The following is a 19,921-nucleotide window of genomic DNA, read 5'->3' as shown; positions in this document are numbered from 1 at the left end:
ATGGCATGCGGTGGACAACCCTTAGGGGGCTAAAAAAATTGTCCATGCAGGCGATGCTGACTTTTGCTGCTTTAAACCTTAAGAAGCTGGCCAACTGGACATGGAAAACGCCAGTTATGGCGTAATCGGATCGGGTACAATGGGAAACGACAGCTCATCTTTAATAAATATCGCTTCTAAATGACAAAAGGGTTGGAAATCAAATCGATTTCCAACCCTTTTGTCTACACTCTGAGCAGCCAAAGTTGGCTGCCTTTTTCATTCCTTATCTCTTCAGATCAATATTCCCTCCAAGATGCGGTTGTGCGGCGCGTTGCATGGCGGCTAGATCCGCCGTGCTTAACAGCTGTTGCAAAGCTTCACCGTTTTGCTTCGCACTATTCATCCCATTTTCATCACAGAAATGGAAGCTTGCTGCTGTACATTCCCTAGGCTTAACGCCACGGACATTGCTGCAATATCCATCTGTCCCTCCTCTTGGGATTTCATTCTTTCCAATACCTTATCCCGTTTATTTTGCTTCGACATTCAAAATGGTTCGAAGCCTTTACACCACTTATATCGGTAACTACATCCTTTATATAAGCCTTGGACTTAAACTTCGTTATCCAATCACCCATGCAAAAAAGACCTTCTCTATGTGAGAAAGTCATCCTTCTACAGATCCGTGCTGGACCTTTCATACAATCCCAGCCTACCGCTTGAGTAACGGGATTCCCGATTCGTTACTAACCCATGTTCGACGATCCGAAGAGTTTTATTTTTTCAATTACCGCTTGCTTCACTGCCTGCCTTCCTGCCGCTAAATAATCCGCTGCATTGTATAGAGCTTTGTCGCTGTCTAAACAATCCCGGATCACCTTGGTGAAGGCGAGATGATTATCTGCATTCACATTAATTTTTGCAGTTCCGAGCGAAATAGCTTTTTTTATCAGCTCAGGAGGGATTCCGGAAGCACCATGCAAAACTAAAGGAATCCTGATGGATTCACTAATGCTTTTCATTTTATCAAAATCGAGCTTCGGCTCTCCTTTGTACAGTCCATGCGCGGAGCCGAGGGCCGGGGCAAGACTATCAATCTTTGTGCGCATTGTCAGTTCCTCACATTCTTGCTGATCAGCATAGATGGGTTGATTGGACGTGACGTTGCCTTCTTGTCCGCCGATTCTTCCTAATTCCGCTTCAACGGTGACTCCTTTAGGATGGGCATAAGCCACGACTTCACTGACAATCTTCACATTCTCCTCAAACGGGTGATGTGACGCGTCAATCATGACAGACGAAAATCCGGCATCAATGGCTGCTATACAGCTTTCTACGCTGGACCCATGATCCAGATGAAGAGCGACCGGAATGGTAATGTTCATCTCATGGAGGAGGGATGCGGCCAATGTAACAGCAACCGAATATCCTCCAAAATAACGAACCGCATCCTCGGTTACGCCAATGATGGCAGGGGCCCTCTCCTCTTCTGCCGCTTCAAGCACCGCTTGCATCCATTCTAGATTATGGACATCAAAATGGCCGACTGCATATCCCATTTTAAGCGCGTGATCAATCATCTCTTTAACAGGTACGAATGCCATTTACGATCCTCCTTCCGCCTAGATAAGCTTTGCTAGAATTTCTCTTATAAAAGCCGGTTCGTCTTTTGGTGTTCTAGAAGTAATAATGTGTCCGCTGACTACCACTTCCTGATCCAAAAAAGATGCTCCGCTATTTTTCAGATCATCACGAATTCCAATATAACTGGTGGCTTCTACACCCTCTAATATTCCGGCGCTAATCATGACTTGAGGTCCATGGCAGATGCCCGCGATAACCTTGTTATTTTCATGCATGTGTTTAATAAATTCTACTGTGTCTCTATTGACCCTTAACTCCTCTGGTGCATTACCGCCCGGAATGATCACTGCATCAAAGTTTTCCGCCAAAGCCTCAGCACTGGACAACTCAGTTACATATGAAACTGTTTCTTTCTTTCCCCTACACGTGATGCCTTTTTCATTCCCAACAATGGTGGTTTCATGACCTGCTCTTTTCATCGCTTCATATGGGTTCACCATCTCTGAATCTTCATAATCAGGTGCTAATAAGAATGCTACTTTCGCCATTCGTCTCTCTCCTATCAGTATGAAAGCTTCTACATAGAGTAGAAGCTTTCATACGAATTATTTATATCACACTTCAGCTTTTACATTAGTCATATCCAAGAAAAACTCGTATGCTTCCTTGTCCGTGTATCCTTCATGGACAACTTTGTTTACTGCCTGGATCATTTCCACCGGATTTGCAGATTGGAATATATTTCTCCCCATGTCCACTCCTGCCGCTCCCCCTTGGATCGAATTGTAAGCAAGTGAGAGAGCGTCTCTTTCAGGGATTTTTTTTCCGCCAGCCACTACAAGTGGTACAGGGCAAGCAGATGCCACTTTTTCAAAATCATCACAGTAATACGTCTTCACAATTTGCGCCCCAAACTCAGCAAGCATCCTTGTCGCCAGCAAGAAAAACTGGGAAGTACGTTCCATCTGCTTGCCGACTGCTACCACTCCCATGGTCGGGATTGAATATTTGAATCCTAGGTTGACCGCTTCATTTAAAGCTTCGATCGTTTCTTTTTGTCCTTCTGCCCCGATAAAAGTCTGAATTGCAATCGTACTTGCATTCATTCTAATGGCATCTTCCATATCGACAACGAGAGATTCCCTGCTCAAGTCATCCTGCAATACACTGGAGCCTGACGATGCACGGAGAGCGATCGCTTTATTGTACTCGGCAGGAACACTCGTCCTGATTGCTCCCCTTGTCCCCATCAGGCAATCCGCATGTTTCGCTAACTTCGGAATAAGAAGATCCAATCTTTCCAAGCCTGATGTCGGTCCCATAAAATAACCATGGTCAAACGCCAGCATAACGGTTTTCCCTGTATCCGGCCTGAAAATCCTGGACAATCGATCCTTCATTCCCCAGTCTAAGTTTGCAGCCCCTTTTACATGAAACCCTCCTGCATTTGCGAACGGTACCTCTTCTGAAAAATTCTTAGCACTTTTGTTTCCAATAATATCTGCCATTGTTTTTATGTCTCCTCTCAGTTCTTCTTTTCTTAAGAAATTACGTCAGAAATCATAATCCCCTGTATTTTCCTTTGTGAATACAATTCGTTCAGGTAAAATGATGATTCCGGAATCCTTTGCGTCATAGTCATAGCCTTGTACGGAGTTTGGCTCGACCGTCACTTCTCCCATATTCGGAACATCAATTTTGCCGCCAACTTCTAATTTATTTCCTTGTGCCAAGTAATAGGCGACATACACAGCTAACGCACCTTGATCTGTCACATCCCAAAGACCATGATTTGTAATGGTGCCGTTTTCAATGAATTGCCTCATGGAATTAGGTGAAGCAAAACCTGTAATGATTACATCGTCGGCGTTCTTTCCTTTATTTTCCGCCGCTTGCGCCATCGCTGGCAGGGCAGTGGAATCCGGACAGATGACTGCATCAATATCAGGGTAAGACTCCAAAATACTTTCTCCGATTTGGAGCGACTTCTGCTCATTTCCCTCGCCAAATTGCTTCGTTACGATCTCCCACTTCGGATACTTCTCTTTGATGTATTTCTCAGCATAATCAACCCAGGAATTTTGGTCAGGAACCGTTGGACTTGAGTAGAACCAAGCAACCTGCTTCTCGCTATCCGGATCATCCATCTGCTCAGCTGCCATATCAACAAGCATCGTTCCTAAAATTTCGGGCGTACCTTGGTTCACATAGACACTGCGATATTGAGGATCTACGTCAGAGTCCCACGTCACAACTTTAATCCCGGCGTCCAATGCTTTTTTCAATGCCTGATTCAGTCCATCCGATGAAACAGATGAAATGGCAATCGCATCGGCACCGCTGCTTACCGCACTGTTTATAATCTGTACTTGGTTTGCCACCGTTCCCTCAGGAGCTCCATCGTATTTCACTTTGAAACCGACTTCCTTTGCCATCGCCTGAGCACCATCATTGCCAGACTCAAAAAAAGCATTGCCCGTCATCTTAGGAATGAACACGACTTCAATATCGCTCGCACTTTTCTCCTTCCCAGATGCGCCACTCCCATCGGAACTGCAGGCAGACATGAGCGAGATCGATAACATCAATCCAGTAAGCATCGATAGCATTTTCTTTTTCTTCATTTTTCCTTCCCTCCTGGCTTTATACTGTTTTTGGTTTAAACAATCGTTTCATATTGCCTTTGAATTCAGCAGAAATTCCTAGAAGCGCGACTGATACGATCAGGAGCAACCCTGTAGCCAGCCCGATAAATTGTGTAGAGACTCCCCCCATTTGCAGTCCTATTTGCAAAAAGCCTACAATGACACTTGCCAACGCTGTGCCTACAACACCTCCTTTACCTCCAGTAATTAACGTACCGCCAAGAACAACCACTGTCAGAATCGACATTAAGTACTCTGCACCGAAATCAGCCCTTGCACTTCCGAGATAAGATGTGAGCATGATTCCCGCAATCCCCGCACTCAGGCCGGATAAGACATACGTGCTTGCAATCACTTTTCTAGTATCGATGCCGGAGTAATCAGCAGCATTTTGATTGATTCCTGTTAAGAATATGAATCTCCCATACTTCGTCATATGGAGCAGGACGTATGCAATTACAAACATGGCGATAAAAAGAATCACAGAATTGGGAATGCCAAGAACAGTTCCGTATGCCAGATTGCTAAAGCTTTGCGAGAAACCGGAGATGCCCTCATAGGCGCTTGCACCCGACAGGCCGACCAGCACAATCGCGATCCCACTATATAAAAGCATCCCACCTAAGGTTATGACCATCGCCTGAACACGAAAGTAAGCGATCAGTACCCCATTCAGCAATCCACAAAGACCTCCAACAAGAATGGCGGCTATGGCGGCGAGCCACATATTGAGTCCCAGCAATTGGGACAGAATTCCAACCACCACGGAAGTTAAACCGATAATAGAACCACCGGAGATGTCAATCCCACCGGTAATCATCACAAAAGTGACAAAAAAACCGATGATTGCGATTCCGACAAAGTCATTAAAGCTGCCCAACAGGATGGATACGTTCCAAAAGCGGGGATTAATTAGTCCGAAAATGATGATCTCCGCCAACAAAACCGCCACTAACGCAAGGTTCCACTTCGAAAATTTATTTAGCATATTTGACTGTCATCTCCTCTTGAAGCACTCTAGCCCGCAATCGATCTTTTTTCGTCTTTTTGCTCGCTCTTCTTGTCAGTACTGCATCGCTGACAACAATCACAATGAGCAGGGATCCGGAAATCGCATCATTCCAAAAGGCAGGTACTTTCATAAAAACCAGCGCTGAATTGATAGAAATCATAATGACTGCGCCGATCCCAGCTCCAATGACGGAGCCGACACCACCACTCAATGAAACGCCTCCCAATACCGCAGCTGCGATCACAGTCATTTCAATTCCCCGTCCAGCAGTCGTGGAAATAAAGCCGATTTGACTGGCAAAAATCAGGCCGGCAAGCGATGCGCATACACCCGAAATGACAAAGGAATACGTGATATACCGCTTCACCCGGATTCCTAACAGGACAGCCCCTTCCTCGTTATCTCCAATCGCTGAAAAATATCGCCCCCGTCTGCTTTTCGTCAAATACAAGTGGATCAGTATGAGAGCGATAACAACTAGTATCGTCAGCAGATTAATCCCAAAAACAGTTGTCTGGGATATGCGTTTGAATGTGCTCGGCAGATTTTCCACCCATCTGCCATCTGTATACATCACATGAAAAACCCTTGTGATCTCCAACATGCCAAGCGTCATAATAAAGGAAGAGACTTTTAATCTAGTCACACCAAGCCCATTGATTAGACCTATCGTTGCTCCGATAGCAACAGAAGCCAGTATTGCCAAGAAAACCGACCCGCCACTTTTTAGTATCATTCCGCTGACAGCAGCACTCAGTCCCAATGTACCTCCAATAGAAATATCAATATTGCCGGTGAGAAGCACAAATGTCAGCCCAATCGCCAGAACAATATAGAGAAGGCTGCTCTTTATGGCATTATGAAGGGTGCTAATGGAAAGAAAGTCGGGATTGATCATGCCTACAATAATGAAGATGGCAGCTAAAAACAAGAATGTTCTGAACTCTCTTCGACTAGCAATGTATTTAAATGTTGGCATACGCTTCACTTCCCCCATAAGTTCCAAAAGCAGCTTTCATCAAGTTGGCTGCATTGATTTCTTCGACTCCCAGACAGGCATTGCATGTTCCACGATAGATCGCATAGACCCTGTCGCTGATAACCTCGATTTCTTCTAAGTCTGAGGAAATGAGCAGGATCGAAAAACCTTGCTCCTTTAATTCTGTAATAATTGAATAAATATCACTTCTTGCCGCAGCATCAATTCCTCTAGTCGGCTCATCCATAATGATTAATTGAGGATTCGTTGAAAGGATTCTCGCGATTACTGCCTTTTGCTGATTACCACCAGACAGCGACTTGATTTCCTGGTCTTCACTTGCAATCTTAATACTTAGCTTATCCACAAATTTCTTGGTTACCTCTTCTTCGTATCTACTATTAATAAACATTCCTTTTCGCTTGATTACCTGAGCTGTAATATTGTTTTTAACCGAACTGATGGAGAAGATGCCATGGAGAAATCGATCCTCTGGAATATAGGCCAACCCATTGTTAACCGTTTCGTTAATCCCCATCTTGGTAATATCCTTATCATTCAAATACACGTTTCCACTTGTGATCGGTGCAATTCCATAGATGGCTTCCGCTATCTCTGTCCTCCCCGCACCAACCAGTCCTGCCAGCCCGACCACTTCTCCTTTATATACATGGAAGCTAATATCCTTAAACCCATCTCCAGATATTTGTTCGACACGCAAAACCGGTGCTTCCTTTAAATGATCCCTCAATTTCTTTTCATACCGTGAATGCTGCTTCTCACTGCCTTCTGGCAATAGCCCTTGAATCAGCATGTCTTTTGTAAATCTTTTAATCTCCCCTTTAAGCGTCACCTTTCCATCCCTCAAAATTACAGCATGAGTAGAAATCTCAAAAACCTCATCCAAACGGTGGGTGATATAAAAAATTCCCACTCCTTCAGCCTTCAGCTTTTCGATGACCTTAAACAGCGACTTTGTTTCAGAAAAGGTCAAAGCACTTGTAGGCTCATCCAAAATTAGGACCCTTGCCTTTCTCAGGAGCCCCTTTACAATCTCAAGTTGCTGCTGCTCAGCGATTGTTAGCGAGGCTGCAAGTCTGTTCAACTCTAAATCCCATCCCAATTCAGCGAAAATGCGCTTTGTTTCCTCTCTTATTTGCTGCTTGCTTTTGTTTAACCCGATAGAAATGTTTTGCTCAACTGTCATATTCGGAAATAGGAGCGGCTCTTGCGGGACAAGGTATACCCCTTTTTCATGTGCTGCTATTGGAGTGTACTGTTCCAGTTTTTCTCCATTTATTTCAATAGTGCCGATGTCAACCTTGTGTACACCAGTGAGAATTTTCATTAATGTGCTTTTCCCAGCACCGTTGCCCCCAATAATGGAGATAACCTCTGACTCATTTAGATCCAAGGAAACACCTTTCAGCACTTTGTTGTGGTTAAAGGACTTATGGATGTTCTCTAGATTGATTAGCCTTTTTGTTTTCATACCGACCCCTCCTATCTATTTTTCAATTAAAAAAGAACCTGTTTGTAACCGCTTTCTATTAATTTGATTTCATTATAGTTCACAACATTTTATTTATCAAGCATATTTTTATTCATTTTTTGTTTTGTTTTAATATAGGGAATATAATGAATATAGATTTATTATTCTCTACTTTATTATATAAACCATGAACTTAATCGCTTTCTTATTGAATAATATTGCGTTTTTATTTCAGAGACATTATTGACGATTCAAAAAATTACTGATATATTTGTTTCAAACAAAAACATAAGTGTTTCTTTTCATTACCATTACCCAGCATCTTTTTCTAGAAAGAAAGTAGCAGCAAACTGTTTCTGTGTGTTAAAGTTGACAAGCTGTTTGCGGGTTGTAGAAATATGTATTTGGTTTACTATAAAGATCATAGCGAAAGCTAAAAAATACCAATGTAAAGAGGATTAGTATGACATACGAAAATAATTTAATTGCAAAGATTGCGTGGAGCTACTACAACGAAGGAATGACTCAGAACGAAATCGCAGAGGCGATGAATCTATCAAGAATGAAGGTGATCAAATATCTTGAAAAAGCGAAATCAAATAAAGTGATTCAATTTAAAATCAACATGAATGAAAGCGGCAATATGGCATTAGAGCAACAAATAAAAGAAAAATATGGCCTTGAGGACATCTACATTGTCCCGCCTTCCAACAAAGATATTCCAGCCAGCCTGACCGTTGCTGCAGCCCAATATATAGAAGACAGGGTGACAGGCGATACGATGATCAATGTCGGCTATGGAGAAGCGGTTTCCAGAACACTTGGCCATTTGAACATATCCACAAAGTATAAGGTGACATTTGTTTCATTGTCGGGCGGTGTAAAGTTTTACATGCCGACTGCGATTGATCAGGATTCTGATTACTATACGAATCCAAATTACAAGCATTATGTGATCCCATCTCCACTGATGGTTTCTACGAAAGAACTCTCAGATCAATTGGCAAAAGAAAAGCCGATTGAGAACATCTTTGAGATGATTCCACATTCGAATATTACCGTGATCGGCATCGGCGCACTAAATGACCGGGCAACGCTCGTCAAAGAAGGGTTGCTTAGCATCACCGATATGGAAATCCTGAAGTCAAAAGGAGCTGCCGGAGATCTGCTCAGCCAATTTTATGATATTGATGGAAATGTTTTAGATCTGGATCTCCATAACAAACTAATCAGTACAGATATTCAATTATTGAAGGAACTGAATCATGTAGTGGCCGTAGCCGGAGGATTGGAGAAAAGAGAAGCGATTATCGGCGCACTAAAAGGGGGATACATCGATGTTTTGATAACAGATGAAAGAGTGGCCCAAAGCTTGGTTGATGAATAATTAATGAAAGGAAGATCAAGATGGAAACGTATCTAATGGCCATTGATGCAGGAACCGGGAGTGTGAGAGTCATCTTATTTGACACTCTCGGTAATGAATTGCATGTTTCGCAGGCAGAGTGGACGCACAAAGAAGATATCCGATATCCCGGCTCCATGGATTTTGATGTCGAAACAAATATGGAAATCATCGTTGGTCTGATCAAGGAAACGTTGAACGTTACGAAGGTAGATCCCTCCAGCATAGAAGCCATCTCCACAACCAGCATGCGTGAAGCGATTGTTTTATATGATGAAAATGGTAAAGAATTATGGGCGTGTGCAAATGTCGATTCCCGATCTGTTCAGGAAGTATCCGAACTTCATCGTATAAAGGAAGGGATTGAAAAAGAAGTTTATCATGTCTCCGGGCAAACCTTCTCGCTCGGAGCCATCCCGAGAATTCTCTGGGTGAAGAACAATATCCCAGAGACATACGAAAAGGTTCGGTATGTCACGATGCTAAATGATTGGATAACCTATCGACTTTGCGATGTTCTTTCAGTAGAACCATCCAATGGCTGCACAACAGGCTTGTTTAACTTGGAAACCAGAGCATGGGATCCATCTATCGCAGGAAAAGTCGGGCTGAAAACAGATATTTATCCGGTCGTTAATGAAAGCGGTACCAAAATCGGGAATGTAAGCACTAAAATGGCAGCGGTTACAGGACTTAGCCCAAAAACTCTCGTAGTAGCAGGAGGCGGCGATGCGCAGCTGGGCTGCATCGGAATGGGCGCTATCAGCGAGGGCGATGCCGCAGTTTTAGGCGGGAGCTTTTGGCAATATGAATACACAACACAACAATTAAAGGTGGATGAACACTGCAGAGTGAGAATAAACTGCCATGCCGTCCCCGGCACTTGGCAGTACGAAGCAATTGCTTTCTTCCCGGGATTGGTAATGCGCTGGTTTAGAGACAGCTTCTGCGACTTGGAAAAGTATTTAGAAAAAGAGACAGGCGAAAGCATTTACGTACAAATGGAAAAACGCGCACGTGATGTTCCAGTTGGAAGTCATGGAATGATGAGCACATTCTCAGACAAGATGAATTACATTTCATGGCGGCACGCCGCTCCGAGTTTTTTGAATTTTAAGTTAGATTCTTTTAAATACAATAAAGCAACTTTTTATCGGGCCATCATGGAGAATGCTGCAATCGTGACGAGAGGAAATATCGAATCAGTAAGCCAGATTACCAATACCTCTCCTGATACAGTTATCTTTGCTGGCGGCGCCTCGAAAAGCGAACTTTGGTGTCAAATTCTAGCCGATGTTTTAAAAATCCCAATCGTCGTGCCGATTGTCCGAGAATCGACTGCATTGGGAGCAGCAATCTGTGCCGGGGTCGGAGCCGGTGTCTACACAAACTTTAAAGACGCTATTTCAAAGGTGGTGAAAATAGACAAAACCTATTGGCCAATTGAAGAAAACAGCAAGGTCTATGATCAACTCTATTATAAGTGGGAAGAAGTGTATACAAATCAATTAGTACTTGCCGATAAAGGCGTCACGGAGCATATGTGGATTGCTCCTGGGCTTTAAACAAGGAGAAGGAGTGTTGAAGATGTCAATAATCAATGAAAAAGACAGAGAGTATCGGTTCGGGGACAGTGGACCAAAATATTTACAGCGGGGGCCAAGAATGAACTTTGGTATTGTCGTCTTGAAACCCGGAGAGGACTTTACTGCTCACTACCACAATATCATGGAGGAAAACTTCTTCATATTAGAAGGAGAACTCGAGATACACATTGACGGAGAAGTGTTCCAGTGTATGAAAGGAGACTTCATCCATGTCGAACCGAAAAAAGTCCATTATCTTATCAATAAAGGAAACACGGACTTTAAGGCGGCCTTCATGCTCTCCCCTTTCCAAGAAAGCGACAAGGTTGAAGTGGATTATCAGCCGTATGCCAATCTGGCAAACTGAAAAGCTGCACTTTCGTAATCAAAAAGAATCCGGTTGCTGTATGCAACCGGATTCTTTCATCTCCTTCTATTCAGGATTGAAGTTCCTTGGAGACACCTGCTCTATTTTCCAATTGATCCAGAGGGAATAGCGGTCTTGGTACATGTTTGTAATCGATATTCTCGATCCGTTGATATGTTGCTCCAGGGGTCATTGAAAGAATGTCCAATTTAGAGACTTCACTTAACTCATCAAACAAGTAGCCCTGCTTTACTATGATTATATCGTAGTCCTCCCATTCCAATCCAGCACGCGCAAAGTGATTTAACGTAATAAATGATTCTCCCCGATTTGCAACGGCCACATCCAGATTGCCGCTAGAAACTGTGCATACCTCTCCCACTTTGTCTTCTGTCGCATTTAAGTAGCCTAGAAGATCGCCCTTTGATTTGAGTATTCCTTCTATTAAAACCGGTTGGCTATTTTCGTCAAACCTCGAACCAACTTCCGCCGATACTTCTTCTCCTACTTCACAAGCATTTAACTTTTCATATGCCTGCAAGTCATTAATGGCGGAAATGAGTACTTTCTTTTCCCGCAGATCTTTATTTTTAAATATATCGAGAAGGACTGTGCTCATCCCGATGGCTCCGGCTGTTGTATTATCTCCAGAGTCGGATATGAAGACTGGCTTTTTTTGTTCTGCTAACGCTCTTTCCACCGATGTTTCCGGATCAAGTACGACAGCGTCAAAATCAAATTCATGGCGTTTGCTGAATACATAATCAGCCAAATCTTCCTTCACCTTCTCAGCCACATCCTGGTACTCTTCGGACTCAGGAATTACAAAGATCGAGGACGCTGTATTTTCCGAATCACTCCAAGCATGACAAATGAAGAATGATGCTGTTGAGATGCCTTCAATTTTCTCAACTTCGTATAGCTTTTCAAAGATCGAGCGAAGCGGCTCGCTTTTGCCAAGTGCTTTTTCACCTGGGATGATCATTGGCAATCGAGTGAATGCAGGCTTGATCTTCGTTTTGTTCTTTAGGCAATTTACTAATAATTGTGCGGTCTCTCTCTCGACATCGAGCTGATCAACGTGCGGTACTGTCCGGTATGCCTTTACGATGTTAATGTACTTATGATAGTCTACTGCGATATTTCCGTGTATATCCATTGTAAGGGAGATCGGAATATCAGGGCCTGCACATTCACGAATTTCTTTTACTAGTGCCAACTCGCCTGAACCGATGCCTTCTACAACCATTGCGCCATGCAAATGCAGCCAAATACCATCGATATCCGGATGATCTTTTAAGGTAGAGATGAATTTATCGGCAAAGTATCGATATGCTTCTTTTTTTACAATCCCGGAAGACAATGCCGTCGCATAAATACTTGGTACTACTTCAATGCCATTCTCCCTAAATACCTGAGTGCCCGCGAGGCGGTCCGCAGCATCCTCGCCTTCCGCCACAACAAAATCTTCAATACCAGTTAGAATCGGATTAAACGTATTCGTTTCATGATATAGGCAGCCTACAACAACTTTCATTCTGCATCCCCCTCAGTTCTTTTTCAATACTTCAACGATATTTGCATGCTCTTTATCCAATTTATAGAAGAATAATACAATCACCTGCAGAATCGTAATCAAAATCGGCAATCCCAGCATTAGGATCATAATCATATTTTTCACCTGATCCGTAATCGCGTCCGGATTGTATCCAGCCCATCCCAGCGCATATGCAAGCAGTGAGGATCCAAGCGCAACACCGAATTTCGTAGAAAAGCTGTAGCTTGATACGAGCAGCCCTTCTGGACGCTCACCGAATTTATATTCCTGGTAATCGATCGTATCGCCAAGCATCGTAAGATTTGCCGGGTCTCCATATCCAATCAATATATTGGCAACGAAGAAAATAATTGAGAATAACGCAACGGATTGTCCATCCACAAAATAAAGCGACGCAAGCAGCACGGCGGCGATAGCATAAAATAACATGCTTGAATTGCGGCTGCTGTACTTTCGCAAAATCGAAAGGGCGAAGAAGCCTCCAGCCAAGTTGGCAACATTTAATAGTGTGAGGTAGTAAGGCACCATATTAGGCTGTTCCAATACGTAATTAACATAATAAATGAGAACACCATTCATGATTCCCAGTCTTACAAACCAAAGAAATGAGTTTGCTGACGTAAGGACCCAGTATTTATTCTTAAACATTTGGCTTACAGAACGTTTCACGTTTGTCTTTTCTTGCACTTGTTTAAGCGGCTGCACTCGTTCTTTGCAATACTTAAAGGTAAGCCAGAAGAGAACAATGCCTATTACAGAGTAAATGGCCATGACAAGCGGGAAGCCCAGTTGCTGGTTACCTCCGCCAAGAAGTTTCACCAAAGGGAGTGTCATAGAAGCAACGATGATGGCTCCAATTGAACGGCCAATTGCACGGTAACTGTTTAATTCGCCTTTTTCCTTAGAGTCCCTCGACATCATCGGCATGAGAGCACCATAAGGGATATTGATAGCTGTATAAACAATCCCCAAAACCCCATACGTGATATAAGCGTAAATCAGCTTTCCTGTATCAGAAAAATTTGGTGTTATAAATGTAATGACACTGAGAATACCGAAAGGAATTGCCACATAAAGCAGATAGGGCCGTGTTTTCCCATGCTTACTGCTTGTCTTGTCAACAAGAACTCCCATTAAGGGATCGTTCAATGCATCAAAAATACGGGTGATCAAAAATAAGGTTCCTACAGCTCCAGCCGCTAGCCCAAAAATATCTGTATAGAAGAATAGCAGATAACTGTTCACCATTCCCCACACAAAGTTAGAAGCAATATCGCCATATCCGTAGCTGATCTTTTCTTTTAAGCTCAACTGCTGAGCAGTTGGCTGATAACTAGTTTCCTGCAATACCGGTATACTCATCGGTTGCCCACTCCCTTATTTGTTATCCTTGATCAGTGACTTCCTCTATCCCCTGTTAAGCGCTTTCTTTATTCCTAAAAGTGCAAAGCACTTTTGGTTTCTTGCTGCACCAAATATGCTGCTCCAATTATTCCGGCGTCATTTCCCAATTGTGCAATTTCAATTTCACAGACATTGCTAATTCTAGGCAAGGAGTACTTTTTAAAAGCCGCTGTTACTGGCTGAAGCAATTGCTGACCCGCTTTTGATACACCCCCACCGATAATGATCTTTGACGGGTTGATCATCATAGCAGCATTAGCCAGCAAGGAGCCGAGTAGATCCGTTGTCCGGCTAATCACTTCTTGACAGAGTGTATCGCCCTTTTTTGCTAGATCAAATACATCTTTTGCACTTATTTCTCCTTGCTTTTGATAGATGACGGCCAAATCACTTTCGGTATCTTCAGAAATTTTATCCATTGCTTGTTTTACAATTCCGGTAGCCGAGGCAATTGTATCCAGACAGCCTGTACGGCCGCAATTACAAGCGTATCCTTCAGGATCGGCAATGATATGTCCGAATTCTCCCGCTGTGCCATTTATTCCATTTACAACCTCGCCATTTGCAATGATTCCGCTTCCCACACCTGTCCCAAGGGAGATAGCGATAAGCTCTTTTGCATTGTCCCCTGCTCCCAGCCAATTCTCAGCCAAGGCAACTAGGTTCACGTCATTTTCAACATATACCGGAAATCCCGACCGCTTTTCCATCTCGTTTCTCAGATCTAGGTCTTTCCAGCCGATGTTCACCGCTTCGAAAACGATTCCAGTTGTTTTGTCAACAAAACCCGGAGCGCCGACTCCTATCCCTAAAACGTTGTCAATTTGGTACTCTGTCAGTTTATCGGATATTGAATTCCATATTTCGTCTAGAATATACTGGCCTTCCTTCTCCTTATTCGTGGCAATTTCCCATTTGTGAATAACCTCGCCACCGCCTGTCAAAAACCCCAGTTTGACTGTGGTCCCTCCGATATCAATCCCTATGATGCTTTGAGCCATTGAAGGCGCCCCCTTGCATACAACATTTTTAAAAGAATATCGATCAGTGCCTAAAAGTGCGGAGAATGGTCTGCTTGTGGCACTGATCGTGGTGCTTACATAGATTAGTATTTTTTATCTAACAGTGAAGCAGCTGCATCATCCATAATAAACGTTACATTTGGATGGGCTCGTAAAATAGATGCAGGGCATTCTTCATGAATCGGTCCTTCAAGGGTAGCTTTCACTGCTGCCGCTTTCCTTTCGCCGGATGAAGCCACGAGGATATGTTTCGCTTCCATAATATCAGCCAAGCCCATCGTCATCATTTGTGTCGGAGCTTCTGCATCCGTCAGGTGATGGTACCCCTTTGTGCTTTCAATTGTGGACTGGTCACTGTCAGCAACAAACAAGCGGGAGTTGAATGGTGTGCCTGGTTCGTTAGCAGCTAAATGCGCATTCACCCCAAGCCCGACAATCTGCAAATCACGCGGATAGTTATCAAGAACCTTCCGGTAACGGGCAATTTCCGCATCTGTATCTTCTACGCTTCCATCCATAAGACCAATGTATTTCGGATGAACTTTAATCAGATCATAAAATTTTTGGTGCATATACGTAAAAACTGTAAAGGGCTTGTCCCTTTCAGCAATGTATTCATCCAGATTGGTAAATACTGAGTTCTCGATATGTATTTCATCGTTGTTAATCGCTTCTACAAGCAGTTCGAATGTGCCATCATAACTAGCCCCAGTCGTTGTGTTGATGCTTGCATTTTCATTTTGCTTTAGGGTTTCCGCAATTACGTTAAAGGCGGCTTTAGAGAGTTCTTTATAATCTCGGACCTGAATGATATTCATCTTGTTAGCTCCTTTATATGTTTTTTTAAAAGTAGGTGTAACAGGATTAAACTAAGTTTAAGGATAAAGAGTAAAACTGATGAAAAACCGATTTTTAATAGTCATATACAACGCATTCCTCATTAATTATTAAACTTAGTTTAATAATGGAATTATAGCATCCACCCAATTCATATGCAACCATCAGAATGGCTTATTTTAAATGTGCATACAAATTGATACTTTGGACGCCGTATTACCTGATGCCTCAAATATCATCGTTCGTAAATCGTAAAAATTCATTCAGCACCAAAGCACTGGCACCGATGACACCGCTGTCCTTTCCGATACTTGGGTGTATCAGATGAAATGAATTGTTTAGCGGAGGCCAGACATATTTGTTTGTGATCTTCTCAATGTCTTTTAGAAATATGGGAAAATCCTGCAGCATTGGCCCCGCCAGCAACACGCCCTTAGGATTATACATACAGATGACATTGGCGATTGTTAAGCAAAGATAATTTCGAGCGCGCTCTATGAGCTTCACTGCCCACTCATCCTGCCGATCATAGGCAGCAAATACTTCTTCAATTGACCTTTGTGATTGCTTTTCGATTTCTGAAGAACATACATACGTCTGCAAACAGCCTAACCTTCCGCAATCGCACAAGGCACCATTCGGCTCCATTGTTATGTGCCCGATCTCTCCAAGCGTGTTAAGATGGCCGCGTAAGATTTCCCCATTCACCATCACAGCACCACCTACGCCACTTCCTATGTAAACACAAACACAATCCTCGAAGTCAGTCATATTTCCAAATAAGCTTTCCGCTAATAATACGGTCCGGACGTGGTTGTCGACATATACAATATAGTCGATCTTCTTCTCCAAATAAGCTTTTACTTGGACGTTCTCCCAATGAAATTGCGGAACAATAAGAGCCTCGCCCTCTGGCCATGAAATCAGTCCTGGTATACTGATTCCCACAGCGATGATCTTTTCACTGACCGCTTGGTCTACTTGCAGCGTCAACGCGGAGATCTCATCCGCAATCCGGTCTAAAGTAGACTCCGCCCCTTGTTTGGCATCAAAATCAACGTATCTCTTTTTCAATATTTCTCCATTCAGAGCTACAACTGCTATTTTAATGGAGTTCCAATCAACTTCTACACCAATAATGAAAGAACCATTCGGGTTAATTTCCAAGAGTTTCGCCCGCCTGCCCACTTCACCCTCTATTTGGCCAACTTCGAGAACTAGTCCATCATTGATCAGTTCCTTAATGATTTTCCCAATACTCGTATGGCTCATCTTCGTTAATTCTGCTAACTGTGTTCTTGAGATCTGTTTATGCTTTTGAATCAAGCTCAACAGCATAAAATAATGATACTTCCTTACTCTTCCTTGATCATACTTCAAATTGAATGTGGACATACACTCACTCCCGCTCCTTAGCCTTTCTCTTTATTAAACTTAGTTTCAATATGATGAACTTCTTATCCATTGTCAAATCTAAGTGGTTCCATGATGATTCTTCTTCACTTTGTTTACGCAAAAAAAGCAGCACAGATCTTTTACAGATCTGTACTGCTCTTCATTTCAAATTATTTTTGGTTTTCCTTCAACAGCGATGCTGCTTCTTCATCAATAATGACGATCGCGTTCTCGCTATTTCGCAACGCTGTTGCAGGGCAATCTGGAGTAATTTCACCTTCCAGCAAAGCCTTTACCGCTTCTGCTTTGGACTTTCCGGAAACAAGCAGGATGATTTTGTCTGCCTCTAATATCTCTGTAAAGCCGAGTGTCAGCATTTCAGTTGGAGCTTCTTCTCTTGTGATGCCATATCCTTTTATTGTACTTTCGATTGTGGATTCATCATGCTGAGCCAAAAACATCGTCGAGTCAAATGGCGTTCCCGGTTCGTTTGCTCCGATATGGCCATTTGTGCCTAACCCTAATACTTGAATATCCCTAGGATATTGATCAAGAATCGCTTTATATCGGGCAATCTCTTCATCTGTGTCTTCAGTTTCCCCATCCATCAAAAAGATATTTTTAGGCTGCGCATCGATTTTGTTATATAGATTTTCATACATGAAAGTTCTTACCGTATAAACAGCGTCTTTCGGGCCGATGTACTCATCTAAGTTCATGATTGTTGTATTACTGATGTCCAATCCGTTATTAATATCATTGACGAGCAATGTGAATAATCCTCTTGGTGATCCGCCCGTCGTCATGGAGATAACCGGCTCCTCTTTCGTCTCGATCACTTCTTTAATATACTCGTAACCCTTTTTTGACATTTCGGCGTAGTCTTTTACAAAAATTGTTTTCATTTAAAGATTTCCCCTCTCAAAGGTTTTACTTTTTCATTTCCTTTTTCAACGATCGTGCAGCCTGCTCCACTTTTGGACCATAAACGACTTGGATGTTTTTCTGGTCGATTTTTACGATTCCCATCGAGCCCGTTGCTTTTAACAAGGATTCGTTCACTGCTGACGTATCCTCCAAAACCAATCTCAATCTCGAGATACAGTTATCAATTTCCACTACATTTTCTTTTCCGCCTAACGCTTTAAGGATATTGGCACCGAATTGATCGCCGTCATTCGATACTTCTACTTCTTCCTCTTCGCTTGAATCGGCATCCGTTGTTCTGCCAGGCGTTTTCACATCAAGCTTTAGAATGACGAATTTGAAAACATAGTAGTAAATAACCGAATAAGCAAGTCCAACCAAAACGACCAGGTACCATTTTGTATACGTACCTTGCAAAATCCCGAAGATGGTCAAGTCGATCATTCCGCCCCCGGCGTTCCCGACAGCGACATTCATAATCGTCATCAGGAAGAATGACAATCCCGCCATGAAGGCATGGAATATCCAAAGAACTGGAGAGATGAAAATGAACGCAAACTCGATCGGTTCAGTAATACCTGTGACAAAAGCGGTCAATGCAGATGCAAGCAGCATCCCCTTCACTTTTGGACGTTGTGCCAGATAAGATGTTTTGTACATCGCAAAGCAGGCAGCAGGCAAACCAAATACCATGAACGGATGGGTTCCTTGTGTCAAGAAGCGTGTTGCATGTCTTAACGTCTCGATATCAGGGTTTGGTGATGCCAGTGCAGTATTGAAGATGGTCAAGGCTCCTGATACTGTTTGCCCATCCACAACCGCTGTTCCGCCGATTGGAGTAAAACGGATCAACTGGTTTAATACGTGATGCAATCCAGTTGGAATCAGCAGCCGTTCCGAGAATCCATATAGGAACGTTCCGAAAGCACCGGACTTGCTGATCAAGCCACCCAGCCCATTGATGGCGCTGTTGAAATACGGCCAAATAAAGAATGTCAAAATCGAAATGAACGGAATCGTAACAATAATCATGATCGGAACAAAACGATTTCCGCTGAAGAAGCTAAATGCGGTAGGCAGTTGTTGCGTATGGTACTTATTGTGGATAAAAGCAGTCCATAGGCCGACAATAATCCCTCCGAACACTCCCATCCGATACGTGAACACACCTAGCATTGTTTCATAAGCATTTGAAATTTCAAACGCATGAATTTGCGTCAAGCCCTGCTTGATGAGATGTTCAACTGAAGTAGTATCAGCCGTGATCCCTTTCAAACTTAACAAATAGCCAATCACAACATGAAATATAACAAAAGCGATTACTACGGCAAAACCTGCTATTTCCTTATCCTCTTTCGCCAGCCCCGTGGCAACCGAGATGGCAAATAAAATCGGCAGCAAAGCAAACATCATCGAGACAATCGCTCGGACTCCATTTATGAAATTTTGCATCATAACAGCGTTTGCAATGGTTTCACCGACAAGGGACGGGTTTTGTAAAATGGACACAATCCCTAATAGCAACCCTGAGGCCACGATGATGGATAAAGGTCCCATTAACGTTTTTCCGAATTTCTGGATACTCGTTCTCATCTTCTTTTCCCCCACATAAAAGAGAATTAAATTGCATTCATTTGAAATGTGAATCTACCTGTTATTTTATCTGTATAAAATTCTAAACCTCCTGTTGGCATATGTCTCCGGAAACATATACCACTAGACAAAT

The 19,921-nt window shown here is 42.9% G+C and carries 18 protein-coding genes; 4 read left to right on the top strand and 14 right to left on the bottom strand.

Annotated elements, in window-relative coordinates:
* On the top strand, positions 1-125 hold a 125-nt coding region (locus tag AC0TWI_RS19855), incomplete at its 5' end, for a transposase (RefSeq protein WP_488127908.1).
* A gap of 603 nt (positions 126-728) precedes the next feature.
* Here the strand turns inward: AC0TWI_RS19855 and fba are convergent.
* From fba to AC0TWI_RS19820, 7 genes are all read right to left on the bottom strand, one after another.
* Positions 729-1,586 (bottom strand): class II fructose-1,6-bisphosphate aldolase, encoded by an 858-nt coding sequence (fba, locus tag AC0TWI_RS19850; protein ID WP_488128075.1) that lies wholly within the window; start codon positions 1,584-1,586, stop codon positions 729-731.
* 18 nt (positions 1,587-1,604) lie between these two features.
* On the bottom strand, positions 1,605-2,114 hold the full coding sequence (locus tag AC0TWI_RS19845; RefSeq protein WP_488128074.1) for a type 1 glutamine amidotransferase domain-containing protein: 510 nt from the start codon (positions 2,112-2,114) through the stop codon (positions 1,605-1,607).
* A gap of 66 nt (positions 2,115-2,180) precedes the next feature.
* Positions 2,181-3,074: a 3-hydroxy-5-phosphonooxypentane-2,4-dione thiolase gene (gene lsrF / locus AC0TWI_RS19840; protein WP_488128073.1), complete on the bottom strand. Its 894-nt coding sequence runs from the start codon at positions 3,072-3,074 to the stop codon at positions 2,181-2,183.
* Positions 3,075-3,119: 45 nt separating this feature from the next.
* Entirely contained in the window at positions 3,120-4,190 is a 1,071-nt protein-coding gene (gene lsrB, locus AC0TWI_RS19835) for an autoinducer 2 ABC transporter substrate-binding protein LsrB (RefSeq protein WP_488128072.1), read from the bottom strand.
* Positions 4,191-4,209: 19 nt separating this feature from the next.
* Positions 4,210-5,199 carry an ABC transporter permease gene (locus AC0TWI_RS19830; protein ID WP_488128071.1) on the bottom strand — a complete coding sequence of 330 codons (990 nt, stop codon included), beginning with the start codon at positions 5,197-5,199 and terminating at the stop codon, positions 4,210-4,212.
* Complete coding sequence (locus tag AC0TWI_RS19825) at positions 5,189-6,202, bottom strand: ABC transporter permease (protein WP_488128070.1); 1,014 nt, start codon at positions 6,200-6,202, stop codon at positions 5,189-5,191. The genes AC0TWI_RS19830 and AC0TWI_RS19825 overlap by 11 nt, the downstream gene beginning before the upstream one ends.
* Positions 6,189-7,694 (bottom strand): sugar ABC transporter ATP-binding protein, encoded by a 1,506-nt coding sequence (locus AC0TWI_RS19820; RefSeq protein ID WP_488128069.1) that lies wholly within the window; start codon positions 7,692-7,694, stop codon positions 6,189-6,191. Before AC0TWI_RS19820 ends, AC0TWI_RS19825 begins: the two co-directional genes overlap by 14 nt.
* 463 nt (positions 7,695-8,157) lie before the next feature.
* Here AC0TWI_RS19820 and AC0TWI_RS19815 point away from each other — a divergent pair, with 463 nt between their 5' ends.
* Genes AC0TWI_RS19815 through AC0TWI_RS19805 form a run of 3 tightly spaced genes read left to right on the top strand, consistent with a single transcriptional unit; the run spans position 8,158 to position 11,052 of the window.
* Positions 8,158-9,081 carry a sugar-binding transcriptional regulator gene (locus AC0TWI_RS19815; RefSeq protein ID WP_488128068.1) on the top strand — a complete coding sequence of 308 codons (924 nt, stop codon included), beginning with the start codon at positions 8,158-8,160 and terminating at the stop codon, positions 9,079-9,081.
* Between the two features lie 20 nt (positions 9,082-9,101).
* Positions 9,102-10,664 carry an autoinducer-2 kinase gene (lsrK, locus tag AC0TWI_RS19810; RefSeq protein ID WP_488128067.1) on the top strand — a complete coding sequence of 521 codons (1,563 nt, stop codon included), beginning with the start codon at positions 9,102-9,104 and terminating at the stop codon, positions 10,662-10,664.
* A 22-nt stretch (positions 10,665-10,686) separates the two neighbouring features.
* The gene (locus tag AC0TWI_RS19805) at positions 10,687-11,052 is read left to right on the top strand and encodes a cupin domain-containing protein (protein WP_488128066.1); all 366 of its coding nucleotides are present in this window, start codon (positions 10,687-10,689) and stop codon (positions 11,050-11,052) included.
* Positions 11,053-11,122: 70 nt separating this feature from the next.
* Here the strand turns inward: AC0TWI_RS19805 and AC0TWI_RS19800 are convergent, their stop codons facing one another.
* From AC0TWI_RS19800 to AC0TWI_RS19770, 7 genes are all read right to left on the bottom strand, one after another.
* Positions 11,123-12,589, bottom strand: coding sequence for a M81 family metallopeptidase (locus AC0TWI_RS19800; protein WP_488128065.1), 1,467 nt, complete (start codon positions 12,587-12,589; stop codon positions 11,123-11,125).
* A gap of 12 nt (positions 12,590-12,601) precedes the next feature.
* The gene (locus tag AC0TWI_RS19795; protein WP_488128064.1) at positions 12,602-13,972 is read right to left on the bottom strand and encodes an MFS transporter; all 1,371 of its coding nucleotides are present in this window, start codon (positions 13,970-13,972) and stop codon (positions 12,602-12,604) included.
* Positions 13,973-14,046: 74 nt separating this feature from the next.
* Positions 14,047-15,015: an ROK family glucokinase gene (locus tag AC0TWI_RS19790; protein WP_488128063.1), complete on the bottom strand. Its 969-nt coding sequence runs from the start codon at positions 15,013-15,015 to the stop codon at positions 14,047-14,049.
* 104 nt (positions 15,016-15,119) lie between these two features.
* A complete protein-coding gene (locus AC0TWI_RS19785; RefSeq protein WP_488128062.1) occupies positions 15,120-15,854 on the bottom strand; it encodes a glucosamine-6-phosphate deaminase in 735 nt (244 codons plus the stop codon).
* 247 nt (positions 15,855-16,101) lie between these two features.
* On the bottom strand, positions 16,102-17,268 hold the full coding sequence (locus AC0TWI_RS19780; protein WP_488128061.1) for an ROK family transcriptional regulator: 1,167 nt from the start codon (positions 17,266-17,268) through the stop codon (positions 16,102-16,104).
* Positions 17,269-17,438: 170 nt separating this feature from the next.
* Entirely contained in the window at positions 17,439-18,173 is a 735-nt protein-coding gene (locus AC0TWI_RS19775) for a glucosamine-6-phosphate deaminase (RefSeq protein ID WP_488128060.1), read from the bottom strand.
* A gap of 25 nt (positions 18,174-18,198) precedes the next feature.
* Entirely contained in the window at positions 18,199-19,788 is a 1,590-nt protein-coding gene (locus tag AC0TWI_RS19770) for a PTS transporter subunit EIIC (protein WP_488128059.1), read from the bottom strand.
* Positions 19,789-19,921 lie beyond the last annotated feature (133 nt).

Source organism: Lederbergia sp. B243.17 (assembly GCF_057657925.1).
This window is presented reverse-complemented; position numbering and strand designations above follow the sequence as displayed.